Below are 13,182 nucleotides of genomic sequence, written 5' to 3'. Positions count from 1 at the left end.
GCCGCGTGCTGCGGCCCGGTGCGGCCTCGACGGTGGCGGGCCCCGCAGCGCGCGGTGTCGATCATCTGCGTGGCGGGGCGGGCTTCGCGGGGCATTTCGACTTTCGGTTTTTTGTTTTGACCAACTGGTCAAAGCGACGCTATCACGACCGGGGACGCAGTCAAGCTGCGCGCGGTCCCGACGGCCGTTAAGTCACCCCGGAATGACGCGGATTTAGGCAGGCAAGGAAAACGGTTACGATGGCTCCGACACGACAGGCGACGCGAATCCAGCAGAAAAATCGCGCCGCCATCCTGGAGGCGGCGCTGGAGGTGTTTTCGGCCCATGGCTTTCGCGGCGCCACGGTGGATCAGATCGCCGCCGAGGCAGGGCTGAGCAAGCCCAACCTGCTGTATTACTTCCCCTCCAAGGACGCCATCCATGCCGAGCTGCTGGCCGGGCTGCTGGACACCTGGCTTGACCCGCTGCGGGCGCTGGATCCGCAGGGCGACCCGCTGGAAGAGGTGCTGGCCTATATGCGGCGCAAGCTGGAGATGAGCCGGGATTTCCCCCGCGAAAGCCGGCTGTTCGCCAATGAGATCATCCAGGGCGCGCCGCGCATCGGCACAACGCTGGGCACCGATCTGAAACAGCTGGTGGACGAGAAGGCGGCGGTGATCGAGGGCTGGATCGCCCATGGCCGGATTGCGCCGGTGCATCCGCATCACCTGATCTTCTCGATCTGGTCGCTGACCCAGCATTACGCCGATTTCGACGTGCAGGTGCGCGCCGTGCTGGGCGGGCGCGACGGCGACCATTTCCAGGAGGCCGGGCGCTATCTGGAGCAGCTGTTCACCAAGATGTTGAGCGCTTGACCGCCGGGCCGGAGGCGCGAGGCTTGAAACTCGGGCGGGACGGCTTTAGGCGCGGTGAAACTTCAACGACACGCTACATTCGGATAGCCCATGACCTTTGAAAATTCCCTCCCGCACAGCTCGGACGCGCTCAGCCTGACCGAGCTGGAGCTGTATCACCTGATCATGGATTACCGCGCGCAGGAAGGGCTGGCGCCGATCCCGCTGTCGGAGAACCTGACCACCACCGCCGGCCGTCATGCGGCGGACACGCTCTATAACATCTGGGAGGCCGGCCTCACCCTGCCCGCGGATGCGAATCTGCACAGCTGGAGCAATGCATTCTACTATGCCGATCACAGCAACCCCTCGGTGATGTGGGACGCGCCCGAGCGCATCGGCACCTCCTATACCTCGAACGGCTATGAGATCTCGGCCGCGGGCTATGCCGATATCGCCGCGGCGCTGGCCGGCTGGCAGGGATCGACCGGCCATGACACCGTGATCGTCAACGAAGGTGCATGGGCCTCGGCAACGTGGAACGCCATTGGCATCGGCGTCGAGAATGACAGCTCGGTCTCGAACTACGGCGGCCGCATCTACCATGTCTGGTTCGGAACCGCCGAGGATCTGGAAGGCGCCCCCGAGATCACCGGCACCGGCGCCGCCAACGAGATCACCGGCACCGCCTTTGCCGACAAGATCCGAGGTCTGGGCGGCGACGACAAGCTGATCGGCGATGCCGGCCGGGACATCCTGATCGGCAATCAGGGCGACGACAAGCTGGTGGGCGGGCGCGGCCGCGACCGCCTGAACGGCGGCCAGGATGATGACATCCTGAAAGGTGGCGGTGGCCGCGATATCCTGAACGGCGGCCAGGGCAACGACACCCTGCAGGGTGGCAACGGCGTCGACCTTTTCGTGTTCAAGCAGAACGATTTCGGCCGCGACCGGATCCGCGACTATTCCGGCGACAAGGTGCGGATCACCGCCGAGGGCGAGGCGTCAACGCTGGCCGAGCTGAACGCCGCACTGCGGGAAAAGGCCAATGGCGACGTGATCTATGACCACCTCAACGACGGCGAAAATGTGATCGTGTTCAAGAACATCACGCTGGCCGACCTGGACTTGACCCTGTTCGATCTGGGCTGAGGCGGGACCGCTCAAAGCCGTTTGTCAGGCAGTTTGCTGCGCGCGGCGACGCCCCGGCACGAGGGCCGGGGCACCGGCGGCGGTTTACTCCGCCGCCTTGGACATCGGGTTGTTGGGGTGCATCGTCCAGTTGGCGTAATCCGCCTGCACCACCTTGCCGGTGCGCAGGTCGGTTTCGCCGGGCTGCAGTTCCACCATCGAGATGCAGTTCTCGACCGGGCAGACATCGACGCAGAGGTTGCAGGCGACGCATTCCGCGTCGTTGACCTCGAACACCCGGCCTTCCTTCATCCAGATCGCCTGGTGGCTGGTATCCTCGCAGGCGGCATAGCAGCGGCCACATTTGATACAGGCGTCCTGGTCGATCCGCGCCTTGGCGATGTAGTTCAGGTTCAGGTACTGCCAGTCGGTGACATTGGGCACCGCCTTGCCGACAAAATCGGCGGTCGAGGCATAGCCCTTTTCATCCATCCAGTGGCTGAGGCCCGAGATCATCTCCTGCACCACGCGGAACCCATAGGTCATCGCGGCGGTGCAGACCTGCACGGTGCCGCAGCCCAGTGCCATGAATTCGGCAGCATCGCGCCAGGTGGTCACCCCGCCGATGCCGCTGATCGGCAAGCCGGCGGTCTGCGGGTCGCGGGCGATCTCGGCGACCATGTTCATCGCGATCGGCTTTACCGCCGGGCCGCAATAGCCGCCGTGGCTGCCCTTGCCGTCGATCGTCGGTTCGGGGGCGAAAGAGTCGAGGTTGACCGAGGTGATCGACGAAATCGTGTTGATCAGCGACACCGCGTCGGCACCGCCGGCATGGGCTGCCCGCGCCGGATAGCGGATATCGGTGATGTTCGGTGTCAGCTTCACGATCACCGGTTTCGAGTAATACTGTTTGCACCACTCGGTCACCATCTGGATATATTCCGGCACCTGGCCCACGGCCGACCCCATGCCGCGTTCGCTCATCCCGTGCGGGCAGCCGAAGTTCAGCTCGATGCCGTCGGCGCCGGTCGCTTCCACGCGGGGCAGAATATCGCGCCAGGCGCCCTCTTCGCAGGGCACCATGATCGACACGATGATCGCGCGGTCGGGATAGTCCTTCTTGACGCGGGTGATCTCGTCGAGATTGGTCTGCAGCGGCCGGTCGGTGATCAGCTCGATATTGTTCAGGCCCAGCAGCCGCCGGTCGGCGCCCCAGATCGCGCCATAGCGCGGCCCGTTCACGTTCACCACCGGCGGACCTTCGGCGCCCAGCGTCTTCCAGACCACGCCGCCCCAGCCGGCCTCGAAGGCGCGGCGGACGTTGTATTCCTTGTCGGTCGGTGGCGCCGAGGCCAGCCAGAAGGGGTTGGGGCTGGTGATGCCCAGAAATTCAGTCGTCAGGTCAGCCATTCACTTCGTTCCTTCCTGTCGCAGCCCCGGACCGGGTCCGGCGCCTAGTTATCTTTTCGGGGCGGTGTCAGTGCCTACCCCGGCTTTCTGAAAATCATCTCGACCGGGGCGATGCGGTGCGCCTCGACATTGGCCACGTAGTTTTGCAGTTTTTCCCGCGCGGTCTCGCGCATCAGCAGGTGGATGCCCAGCGGCGCCGGGCCGTTCTGTTCCATCGCCTCGAAGACCCGGGCGAAGTAATGCAGGGTGAAATCGCGCCGCCCGCGCTGGGCCACATGTTCCAGCCCGGCGCCCTCGCCCGCGGTGCGATAGGCCAGCGGGTGATCGACAAAGGAGGTGCCCGCCGCCTCGGACCAGGGCAAGGGAAACACCAGGTTGTTGTCGGCGCCGTCGCGCATCACGTCGAACAGGGCGAAGGTTCCGCCCGGGCGCAGCACGCGCGCGACCTCGGCCATCAGGCGCGGCTTGTCCTCGATATTCATGCCGACATGCAGCATCACCGCCAGGTCGAAGGAACCGCCGGCCACCGGCAGATCCAGCGCGCTGCCCTGGATCATGGTGATCGCCGCGGAATAGCGCACCCGTTCGTTCAGCGCCTTGGCGACGTCGACGAAGCTGTGGGTAAGGTCGACGCCGGTGACATGGGCGCCGTAGCGGTGCACGATATGCCGCGCGGTGCCGCCCAGCCCGGCGCCGATATCCAGCACGCGGGTCTGCGGCGTGATCTCAAGCTGGGTCAGCAGCGCCTCGGTCGCCTCCAGCCCGCCGGTGTGAAATTCGTCGATCGGCTTCAGGCTGTCCGGGTCGCCGCCGGACACCCCCATCTCGGCCAGCGCGGCATCGATCCGCGCCAGCAATCCGGTCGTGGTATAGTGATCCTCGACACGCTTCTCGAGGTGCTCCATCTCGCCCTCCCGCTCAGCTGTTGCCGCGTCGAGCATAGCACAGATCACACCGAAAGCGTTGCGTGGATATCCAGCGCCGCATCGCGGCCCTCGGCCACCGCGGTCACTGTCAGGTCGTCGCCGCCGCTGGCGCAGTCGCCGCCGGCCCAGACCCCGGAGAGCGAGGTGCGGCCGGCCCCGGTGACGGCGATCTTGCCGCCCTCCAACGCCAGGCTTTCCGGCGTGCCGGTCAGCGTCTGGCCGATCGCCTTGAACACCTGATCGGCCGGCAGCCGCAGGGTTTCGCCGGTGCCTTTCAGCTTGCCGCCCTCGGAGGTGGTGTATTCCAGCTCGATCTCGACCGCGGCGCCGTTGCCATGCACCGCCACCGGCATCACGTTGAACATCAGCTTGACGCCTTTCTGCGCCGCCAGATCCTGTTCGAACTTGCTGGCGCCCATCTCTTCGCGGCTGCGCCGGTAGGCGATGGTGACGTTTTCCGAGCCCAGCAGCTTGGACTGCACCGCGGCGTCCACCGCGGTCATGCCACCGCCGATCACCACCACGTTGCGGCCCACCGGCACCGAGGTCAGATCGCTGGCCTGGCGCAGTCGGGCGATGAAATCGACCGCGTCGGCAACGCCGGCCTTGTCTTCGCCCTGGGCGCGCAGGGCGTTGACCCCGCCCAGCCCGATCGACAGGAACACCGCGTCAAAGCTGGAGGTCAGCGCGTCGAGGTCGATGTCGCGGCCCAGAGCCTTGCCGTTTTCCACCGTGATGCCGCCGATCTTCATCAGCCAGTCGACCTCGGCCTGGGCGAAACCATCGGGCGTCTTATAGGCGGCGATGCCGAATTCGTTCAGCCCGCCGGCCTTGGGCCGCGCCTCGAAGATGGTCACGTCATGGCCCAGCATCGCCAGGCGATGGGCGCAGGACAGGCCGGCCGGCCCTGCCCCGACCACCGCCACGGTCTTGCCGGTGGGTGCGGCACGGGTAAAGGGGTGGCTATCCTTGGCCATCAGCGTATCGGTGGCATAGCGCTGCAGGCGCCCAATCTCGACCGGTTTGCCCTCGGCGGTTTCACGCACGCAGGCCTCTTCGCACAGGGTTTCGGTGGGACAGACGCGGGCGCACATGCCACCGAGGATGTTCTGTTCGAAGATCGTCCGCGCCGCGGCCTCGGGGTGGCCGGTTTGGATCTGGCGGATGAACAGCGGGATGTCGATGCTGGTGGGACAGGCGGTGATGCAGGGCGCGTCATAGCAGAAATAGCAGCGGTCGGCGGCGACGGCGGCCTCGTGCGGCTCGTAGGCCGGGTGGAGATCACTGAAGTTTTCCGAGATGCGATCTGCTGGCAGGCGTCCGGCAACAATGCCGGAGGTCATCTGGCTGTTCGCCATCTTTGTCTCCCTGATGGTCGTTTTGCTGAGGATGAGAGTGACACCAGTTCGATTTTTTATCAAATGGTAAATTTTTGAAATCGGCGTTGCCGATGTTTTCCCCGTCCGGCAGCCTAAATTTCAGGCAGCGGCGCGCAAAATGATAGTCTCAGGCTAAATATTTTAGGCTTGAAATATCTTCTGGCTGCTGGCACCCTCGCCTTAAGAATCCCTGAATTAGGAGGTTGGCCTTATGAAAGTCGTGTGCCTGGGTGGAGGTCCTGCCGGTCTCTATTTCGCGATCAGCCTGAAACTGCGCAATCCGTCCCATGACATCACCATCATCGAGCGCAACAAGCCGGACGATACCTTTGGCTGGGGCGTGGTGCTGTCCGATGAAACGCTGGCGAATCTCAAGGCCAACGACCCGAAAAGCGCCGAGGCGATCCACGCGCATTTTGCCTATTGGGACGATATCGCGGTGATCCACAAGAACACCCGCACGGTTTCGACCGGGCATGGCTTTTGCGGCATCGGGCGGATGCGGTTGCTGTTGCTGTTGCAGGAACGCGCCCGCGAACTGGGGGTGAACCTGCGCTTTGAGACCGAGGCCGATGATATCGACGCGCTGGCGGCCGAATATGACCTGGTGGTCGCGGCGGATGGCATCAATTCCAGGGTGCGCACCCATTACGCGGAGCATTTCAAGCCCGAGATCGACACCCGCGCCTGCAAGTTCGTCTGGCTGGGCACCCATGCCAAGTTCGACGACGCCTTCACCTTCATCTTCGAAAAGACCGAACATGGCTGGGTCTGGGCCCATGCCTATCAATTCGATGCCGACACCGCGACGTTCATCGTGGAATGCAGCCAGGAGACCTATGACAAATGGGGCTTTGGCGAGATGACCCAGGATGAAAGCATTGCCGCCTGCGAGCAGATCTTTGCCGCGCATCTGGGCGGCCATGCGCTGATGAGCAATGCGCGCCACCTGCGCGGCTCGGCCTGGCTGAACTTCAACCGGGTGCTCTGCGAGAAATGGCATCACAAGAATGTCGTGCTGCTGGGCGACAGTTCGGCCACGGCGCATTTTTCGATCGGTTCGGGATCGAAGCTGGCCATCGAGTCGGCCATCGCGCTGGCCGATTTCATCGAGAAGGAACCCACGCTGGAAGGCGCCTTCACCCGCTATCAGGAAGACCGGCGGCTGGACGTGCTGCGGCTGCAATCGGCGGCGCGCAACTCGACCGAGTGGTTTGAAGAGGTCGAGCGCTATCTCGACCTGGACCCGGTGCAGTTCAACTATTCGCTGCTGACCCGGTCGCAACGGATCAGCCACGAGAACCTGCGCCTGCGCGATGCCGAATGGCTGAAATCGGCCGAGACCTGGTTCCAGAGCCATGCCGGTGCCAATGGCGTGCATCGCGCGCCGATGTTCGCGCCCTTCCAGCTGCGCGACATGCGGCTGAAGAACCGCGTCGTGGTGTCGCCGATGGCGCAGTACAAGGCGGTGGATGGCTGCCCGACCGACTGGCATTTCAGCCATTACGCCGAGCGCGCCAAGGGCGGTGCCGGGCTGATCTATACCGAGATGACCTGCGTCAGCCCCGAGGGCCGGATCACGCCGGGCTGCCCGGGCCTCTACGCCCCCGATCACGAGGCGGCGTGGAAGCGGCTGGTGGATTTTGTCCATGCCGAAACCGACACCAAGATCTGCATGCAGATCGGCCATTCCGGGCGCAAGGGGTCAACCCAGATCGGCTGGGAAGAGATGGACGCGCCGCTGGCGACGGACAATTGGCCGCTGCTTTCGGCCTCGGCGATCCCGTGGTCGTCCAACAACGCCACGCCGAAACAGATGGACCGGGCCGACATGGACGCGGTGCGCGACCAGTTCGTCGCCGCCACCGAGATGGCGCAGCGCGCCGGGTTCGACATGGTCGAGCTGCATGCCGCGCATGGCTATCTGATCTCGTCCTTCATCTCGCCGGTTTCCAACACCCGCACCGATGAATATGGCGGCAGCCTGGAAAACCGCATGCGCTATCCGCTGGAGGTGTTCAACGCGATGCGCGCGGCCTGGCCCGAGGACAAGCCGATGTCGGTGCGGATCTCGGCCACCGACTGGGCCGAGGGCGGCGTCGATGCGGAAGAGGCGGTTCGGATTGCGCAGATGTTCCGCGCCGCCGGGGTCGATATTGTCGATGTCTCGGCCGGGCAAACCTCGGTCGAGGCGCGGCCGGTCTATGGCCGGATGTTCCAGACGCCGTTTTCGGACCGGATCCGCAACGAAACCGGCATTCCGACCATGGCGGTCGGCAATATCTACGAACCCGACCATGTCAACTCGATCCTGATGGCCGGGCGCGCCGACCTGGTCTGCCTGGCGCGTCCGCACCTGGCCGATCCCTACTGGACGCTGCATGCCGCGGCGGCGCTGGGCGACAAGGAAACCGCCTGGCCGCTGCCCTACCTGGCGGGCCGCGACCAGATGCAGCGACTGGCCGAGCGCGGCGAAGGGTTGGGGTTGAAGGTGTGACCGGGGTGAAGGGCAAAACCGTCCTGATCACCGGCGGCGGCACCGGGCTGGGCGCCGATATGGCCGCCCGCTTTGCCGAGGCCGGGGCGCGGGTGTGGATTGCCGGGCGCACCGCATCGACGCTGCAAAAGGCGGCAGAGGCCCATGCCGGCATCCACACCGCCGAGGCGGATGTGACCGACGAGACCTCGGTTGCGGCGCTGTTCGATTTCATCGACACGCCCGATATCGTCATCGCCAATGCCGGCGCCTCGGCCAGCGCGCCGTTCACCCGCACCGACCTGGCGACCTGGCAGGCGATGATCGACGTCAACCTGACCGGCGTCTTCCTGACCTTTCGCGAGGCGCTGCGGCGGCTTGACAAGCCGTCCTGGGCGCGGCTGATCGCGGTGGCCTCGACCGCGGGGCTGAAGGGCTATGGCTATGTCGCGCCCTATGCCGCGGCCAAGCACGGGGTGGTTGGTCTGGTGCGGTCGCTGGCGCAGGAAACGGCAAAAACCGGGGTCACGGTGAATGCGCTGTGCCCCGGATTTCTCGACACCGAGATGACCGACCGCAGCATCGCCAATATCGTCGAAAAGACCGGCATGGACGCCGCCAAGGCGCGCGCCAACCTGGAGCGGATGAGCCCGCAGCAGCGGCTGATCCGGCCCGAGGAAGTGACCGCCGCCGCGCTGTGGCTGTGCGCGCCGGGCGCCGAGGGGATCACCGGGCAGGCGATCTCGATTTCCGGAGGTGAGACATGAATGCCCAGAACCGCCCCCTGTCGAAACAGCGGCTGCGCGTCTGGCTGAAGATGCTGGCGGCGCAGCGCACCATCGAGACCCGCCTGCGCGAGCGGCTGCGGCTGGACCATGACAGCACCCTGCCCCGCTTTGACGTGTTGTCGGCGCTGGACCGCTATCGCGACGGGCTGCGGATGAGCGACCTGTCGGCGCGGCTGAAGGTGTCGAACGGCAATGTCACCGGCATCGTCGAGCGGCTGGTCAGCGAGGCGCTGGTCGAACGCGTCGCCGTCGATGGCGACCGCCGCGCCATGCGGGTGCGGCTGACCGAGGCGGGCATCGCCCGGTTCGCCGCGATGGCGGCGGATCACGAAACCTGGGTGAACGAGATGATGGCCGGAGTTTCCGCCACCGAGCTCGACAGCCTGATCGACCTTTTGGACCGAATGGGGGAACATTCCGAATGACTGAGATGGCCGGATACAAGGCAGAACATTTCGAGTGGCAGGCCGAGGGCGGCATCGCCACCATCCGGCTGAACCGGCCGGACCGGAAAAACCCGCTGACCTTCGACAGCTATGCCGAGCTGCGCGACACCTTCCGCAAGCTGCCCTATGCCAGCGACATCCACGCGGTGGTGTTCGCCTCCAATGGCGGCAATTTCTGCTCCGGCGGGGATGTGCATGACATCATCGGCCCGCTGGTGGCGATGGATATGAAGGGCCTGCTGGAATTCACCCGGATGACCGGCGACCTGGTCAAGGCGATGATCCATTGCCAAAAGCCGATCATCGCCGCGGTGGACGGCATCTGCGTTGGCGCCGGGGCGATCATCGCCATGGCCTCGGACATGCGGTTTGCCACGCCCGAGGCGAAATGCGCCTTCCTGTTCAACCGCGTCGGGCTGGCCGGCTGCGACATGGGCGCCTGCGCCATGCTGCCGCGCATCATCGGCCAGGGCCGCGCGGCGGAACTGCTGTATACCGGGCGGTCGATGAATGCCGATGAAGGGCTGGCCTGGGGGTTCTGGAACGCGCTGCACGGCGCCGATGCGCTGGAGGCACAGGCGCACAGCCTGGCGGAACGGATCGTCGCCGGTCCGACCTTTGCCAATGGCATCACCAAGACCCAGCTGAACCAGGAATGGAACATGAGCCTGGACCAGGCGATCGAATCCGAGGCGCAGGCGCAGGCGATCTGTATGCAGACGCAGGATTTCGAACGCGCCTACCGCGCCTTCGTGGCCAAGGAAAAGCCGGTCTTCGCCGGCGACTGAGGCCCGGCCGCGCCCCGGCGCGGCCCCGGCAAACGAATTTTTGACAAGAGAACACGCAGGGGAGGCGCAGCATGGCGGATCGGACATTCCTGGACTGGCCGTTTTTTGAGGACCGGCATCGCGAACTGGCGGCGGCGCTGGAGACCTGGTGCGCCGCGAACTTGCCGGTGGATCACGGCGATGTCGATGCCGCCTGCATCGGGCTGGTGCGAGCGCTGGGCGCCGCCGGGTTCCTGGCCCATTCCGGTGGCGATGCGCTGGACGTGCGGTCGCTCTGCCTGATCCGCGAGACGCTGGCACGCCATGACGGGCTGTCCGATTTCGCCTTTGCCATGCAGGGGCTGGGCATGGGTGCGGTGTCGCTGTTCGGCAGCGCCGAACAGCGCGCCTGGCTGGACCGGACCCGCACCGGAGCAGCGCTGTCGGCCTTTGCGCTGTCGGAGCCGAAAAGCGGCTCGGACGTGGCCAATCTTGAAACCACCGCGCGCGCCGAGGGCAACGGCTTTGTGCTGGACGGCGAGAAGACCTGGATCTCAAACGGCGGCATCGCCGATGTCTATACGGTGTTTGCCCGCACCGGCGAGGCGCCGGGGGCAAAGGGGCTGTCGGCCTTCCTGGTGCCGGCGGACACGCCGGGGCTGGAGATTGCCGAGCGGCTGGAGGTGATTGCGCCGCACCCGCTGGCCCGGCTGCGGTTTGACGGCATGCGCCTGCCCGGTTCGGCGCTGATCGGCGAGGCGGGCGCCGGGTTCCGCATCGCGATGTCGGTGCTGGATGTGTTCCGTTCCACGGTGGGTGCGGCGGCGCTGGGTTTTGCCCGCCGGGCGCTGGAGGAAAGCCTGGCGCGGGTGCGGCAGCGCGAGCTGTTCGGCGCGCCGCTGTCCGAACTGCAGATGGTGCAGGGCCATATCGCCGATATGGCGCTGGGCGTCGATGCCAGCGCCCTGCTGATCTATCGCGCCGCCTGGACCAAGGATAGGGGCGCGGCCCGGGTCAGCCGCGAGGCGGCGATGGCCAAGCTGCACGCCACCGAGACGGCACAGCAGGTGATCGACGCGGCGGTGCAGCTGCATGGCGGCGACGGCGTGCGCAGCGGCCATATCGTCGAAAGCCTGTATCGCGAGATCCGGGCGCTGCGCATCTACGAAGGCGCCTCGGACGTGCAGAAGGTGGTGATTGCGCGGCAGGCGCTGGCCGGCTGAGTCAGGCGCGCAGGATTTGGCGCAGGGCAACCGGAAACGGGCGGCGACGGCGTCGGTGCCGCGTTGGGGCCATCGGGCCGCGCTGCTCCGCCATAACCTGAACTTCGCTTTCGAAGCCCTTGAGTTCCCTGCCTTCTGACCAAGGGCCAAGGCGCAGGCGCAATGCGGTAATGTGGTCGTAATACATGGCAGCACCTTTCCTGGGGTCTGCCGCGACATTACCGGAACGCTGCTGACATACCCTTGTCAGGGGCCCGTGCTATGCTGTCAGCAGCACCATGGGATTCGCCCGATGCACCGGTCAAACCGCCTGTTCGAAATTATCCAGATCCTGCGCGCCGCGCCGCGCCCGGTGACCGCGCGGCAGATGGCCGAACGGCTGGACGTGACCGAGCGCACCATTTATCGCGATATCGCCGCGCTGCAGGCGATGCGCACGCCGATCGAGGGCGAGGCCGGAATCGGCTATGTCATGCGGCGCGGCTATGACCTGCCGCCGCTGAATTTCGATGCCGAGGAAATCGAGGCGCTCTATGTCGGGCTGTCGATGCTGGCGCGCACCGGCGACAGCGCGCTGCAGCAGGCGGCGACGCGGATTTGCAGCAAGATCGAGGCGCTGAACGCGGCGGTGGACTGGCTGCAGGTGGCGCCCTGGGGCGCGCCGATGGACGACCCGGCGCGCGGCTGTGTGTCGATGGCGGTGCTGCGCGACGCGGTGCGCGACGGGCGCAAGCTGCGGCTGGTCTATCGCGACGCGCAGGAGGAAGAGACGCATCGCACAGTGCGGCCGGTGGCGATGATCTATCACCTGAACTGCGTGATGCTGGCCGCCTGGTGCGAATTGCGCGGCGGCTTCCGGCGGTTCCGAACCGACCGCATCTGGGGTTGCGACACGCTGGACGACCGGTTCGAAACCGGGCCGTTGCGCCGGTTGTGGCGAGAACAGGAAGCCGCCGAGGCCGACGCGCAGGTGGTCTGCTGACCGCGCGCGGCGGTTCCAGCGGTCAGGCGACGGTAAGAACCTCGTCGATGGTGCGGGCTTTTTCCACCGTCTCCTGATATTCCAGGGCCGGGTCCGAGGCGGCGACGATGCCCCCGCCGACATGCAGAAAGGCCTGGCTGCGGGTGATCCGCGCGGCGCGCAGGTTGACCAGCAGCCGCGTTTCACCGCCGATCCCGACAGGACCGAGATAGCCGGTATAGAACCCCCGCGCCGCGCCCTCGACCTCGGTGATGAAGGCGCGCGCCGCGCTGCGCGGCATGCCGCAGACCGCCGAGGTCGGATGCAGCAGGCGCAACAACCGGGCGAGCTGTTCCGGCGTCGCCGGCGGCGCCGCGAAATCCGAGCGCAAATGGCACAGCTGCGCCGCCCGCACGGTATGCGCCGGGGTTTCGCTGACCCCGGTGAGACCGGCCTGCGCAAAGGCGCTGCGGATTTCGGACGCGACGATGGCCTGTTCGTCGATGATCTTGCGCGGCCAGCTGAGCGTGGCGGGATCCACCTGCGGATCGGGCCACTGGGTGCCGGCAAGCGCCATGGTGAAGACGCCGCTGGCATCGCTGCGCAGCAACACTTCGGGGGTCGCGGTCAGCCAGGTGCCCGCCTGCGGCAACGACACCAGGCTGACAAAGGCCTGGGCACGCGCAGCGGCCAATGCCTGGACCAGGTTGCGCAGGTCATGATCGGGGGCAAGCGCGCGCGGCTCGACCCGCGACAGCACGATCTTTTCCGCCTGCCCCGCGCGGATCGCCGCGACCGCCCGGGCGACGCGGGCCTCGTAAAGCGGGCGCGGCGTCGGTTCC

14 protein-coding genes are annotated in these 13,182 nt (G+C 66.1%); 9 read left to right on the top strand and 5 right to left on the bottom strand.

Translation table 11 applies throughout. The features are described from left to right. From CVM52_RS27495 to CVM52_RS18960, 3 genes are all read left to right on the top strand, one after another. Nucleotides 1-191 (top strand): hypothetical protein (locus CVM52_RS27495; protein ID WP_205964990.1); only part of this gene is annotated, 191 nt, incomplete at its 5' end. Between the two features lie 48 nt (nt 192-239). Beyond that, entirely contained in the window at nt 240-854 is a 615-nt protein-coding gene (locus tag CVM52_RS18965) for a TetR family transcriptional regulator C-terminal domain-containing protein (RefSeq protein WP_100164003.1), read from the top strand. A gap of 90 nt (nt 855-944) precedes the next feature. Next, entirely contained in the window at nt 945-1,985 is a 1,041-nt protein-coding gene (locus tag CVM52_RS18960) for a hypothetical protein (protein WP_100164002.1), read from the top strand. Between the two features lie 84 nt (nt 1,986-2,069). On the opposite strand, the gene preA is transcribed toward CVM52_RS18960, so the two are convergent. The 3 genes from preA to CVM52_RS18945 form a co-directional block, all read right to left on the bottom strand. After that, complete coding sequence (gene preA / locus CVM52_RS18955) at nt 2,070-3,374, bottom strand: NAD-dependent dihydropyrimidine dehydrogenase subunit PreA (RefSeq protein ID WP_100164001.1); 1,305 nt, start codon at nt 3,372-3,374, stop codon at nt 2,070-2,072. A gap of 74 nt (nt 3,375-3,448) precedes the next feature. Then, entirely contained in the window at nt 3,449-4,279 is an 831-nt protein-coding gene (locus tag CVM52_RS18950; protein WP_172721045.1) for a class I SAM-dependent methyltransferase, read from the bottom strand. A gap of 44 nt (nt 4,280-4,323) precedes the next feature. Further along, nucleotides 4,324-5,658 carry an NAD(P)-dependent oxidoreductase gene (locus CVM52_RS18945; RefSeq protein WP_100163999.1) on the bottom strand — a complete coding sequence of 445 codons (1,335 nt, stop codon included), beginning with the start codon at nt 5,656-5,658 and terminating at the stop codon, nt 4,324-4,326. Between the two features lie 232 nt (nt 5,659-5,890). Between CVM52_RS18945 and CVM52_RS18940 the strand changes: the two genes are divergently transcribed. The 5 genes from CVM52_RS18940 (at nt 5,891) to CVM52_RS18920 (ending at nt 11,379) form a co-directional block, all read left to right on the top strand. Further along, a complete protein-coding gene (locus tag CVM52_RS18940; protein ID WP_100163998.1) occupies nt 5,891-8,176 on the top strand; it encodes a bifunctional salicylyl-CoA 5-hydroxylase/oxidoreductase in 2,286 nt (761 codons plus the stop codon). A gap of 5 nt (nt 8,177-8,181) precedes the next feature. After that, complete coding sequence (locus CVM52_RS18935; protein ID WP_306372768.1) at nt 8,182-8,922, top strand: SDR family NAD(P)-dependent oxidoreductase; 741 nt, start codon at nt 8,182-8,184, stop codon at nt 8,920-8,922. Continuing rightward, the gene (locus CVM52_RS18930; protein ID WP_100163996.1) at nt 8,919-9,368 is read left to right on the top strand and encodes a MarR family winged helix-turn-helix transcriptional regulator; all 450 of its coding nucleotides are present in this window, start codon (nt 8,919-8,921) and stop codon (nt 9,366-9,368) included. Before CVM52_RS18935 ends, CVM52_RS18930 begins: the two co-directional genes overlap by 4 nt. After that, nucleotides 9,365-10,177 carry an enoyl-CoA hydratase family protein gene (locus tag CVM52_RS18925; RefSeq protein WP_100163995.1) on the top strand — a complete coding sequence of 271 codons (813 nt, stop codon included), beginning with the start codon at nt 9,365-9,367 and terminating at the stop codon, nt 10,175-10,177. Before CVM52_RS18930 ends, CVM52_RS18925 begins: the two co-directional genes overlap by 4 nt. A 71-nt stretch (nt 10,178-10,248) precedes the next feature. Further along, entirely contained in the window at nt 10,249-11,379 is a 1,131-nt protein-coding gene (locus tag CVM52_RS18920) for an acyl-CoA dehydrogenase family protein (protein WP_100163994.1), read from the top strand. Between the two features lies 1 nt (nt 11,380). Here CVM52_RS18920 and CVM52_RS18915 read toward each other — a convergent pair whose 3' ends face one another. Next, on the bottom strand, nt 11,381-11,566 hold the full coding sequence (locus tag CVM52_RS18915) for a hypothetical protein (protein ID WP_100163993.1): 186 nt from the start codon (nt 11,564-11,566) through the stop codon (nt 11,381-11,383). A gap of 105 nt (nt 11,567-11,671) precedes the next feature. Here CVM52_RS18915 and CVM52_RS18910 point away from each other — a divergent pair, with 105 nt between their 5' ends. Then, a complete protein-coding gene (locus tag CVM52_RS18910) occupies nt 11,672-12,361 on the top strand; it encodes a helix-turn-helix transcriptional regulator (RefSeq protein ID WP_100163992.1) in 690 nt (229 codons plus the stop codon). Between the two features lie 22 nt (nt 12,362-12,383). On the opposite strand, the gene CVM52_RS18905 is transcribed toward CVM52_RS18910, so the two are convergent. After that, nucleotides 12,384-13,182 (bottom strand): chorismate-binding protein (locus CVM52_RS18905; protein ID WP_205964989.1); only part of this gene is annotated, 799 nt, incomplete at its 5' end.

It is taken from the genome of Pseudooceanicola lipolyticus, assembly GCF_002786325.1.
Taxonomy (GTDB): Bacteria; Pseudomonadota; Alphaproteobacteria; order Rhodobacterales; family Rhodobacteraceae; genus Pseudooceanicola_C; species Pseudooceanicola_C lipolyticus.
Note: the sequence above shows the minus strand (reverse complement) of the source record. Positions and strands in the feature narration are given on the sequence as shown.

Excerpts from the sequence above, each read along its gene's own strand:
- CVM52_RS18945 (WP_100163999.1), bottom strand. The coding sequence starts at position 5,658 with ATGGCGAACAGCCAGATGACCTCCGGCATTGTTGCCGGACGCCTGCCA.
- preA (WP_100164001.1), bottom strand. The coding sequence starts at position 3,374 with ATGGCTGACCTGACGACTGAATTTCTGGGCATCACCAGCCCCAACCCC.
- CVM52_RS18925 (WP_100163995.1), top strand. The coding sequence starts at position 9,365 with ATGACTGAGATGGCCGGATACAAGGCAGAACATTTCGAGTGGCAGGCC.
- CVM52_RS18950 (WP_172721045.1), bottom strand. The coding sequence starts at position 4,279 with ATGGAGCACCTCGAGAAGCGTGTCGAGGATCACTATACCACGACCGGA.
- CVM52_RS18930 (WP_100163996.1), top strand. The coding sequence starts at position 8,919 with ATGAATGCCCAGAACCGCCCCCTGTCGAAACAGCGGCTGCGCGTCTGG.
- CVM52_RS18920 (WP_100163994.1), top strand. The coding sequence starts at position 10,249 with ATGGCGGATCGGACATTCCTGGACTGGCCGTTTTTTGAGGACCGGCAT.
- CVM52_RS18940 (WP_100163998.1), top strand. The coding sequence starts at position 5,891 with ATGAAAGTCGTGTGCCTGGGTGGAGGTCCTGCCGGTCTCTATTTCGCG.
- CVM52_RS18960 (WP_100164002.1), top strand. The coding sequence starts at position 945 with ATGACCTTTGAAAATTCCCTCCCGCACAGCTCGGACGCGCTCAGCCTG.
- CVM52_RS18965 (WP_100164003.1), top strand. The coding sequence starts at position 240 with ATGGCTCCGACACGACAGGCGACGCGAATCCAGCAGAAAAATCGCGCC.
- CVM52_RS18915 (WP_100163993.1), bottom strand. The coding sequence starts at position 11,566 with ATGTATTACGACCACATTACCGCATTGCGCCTGCGCCTTGGCCCTTGG.
- CVM52_RS18910 (WP_100163992.1), top strand. The coding sequence starts at position 11,672 with ATGCACCGGTCAAACCGCCTGTTCGAAATTATCCAGATCCTGCGCGCC.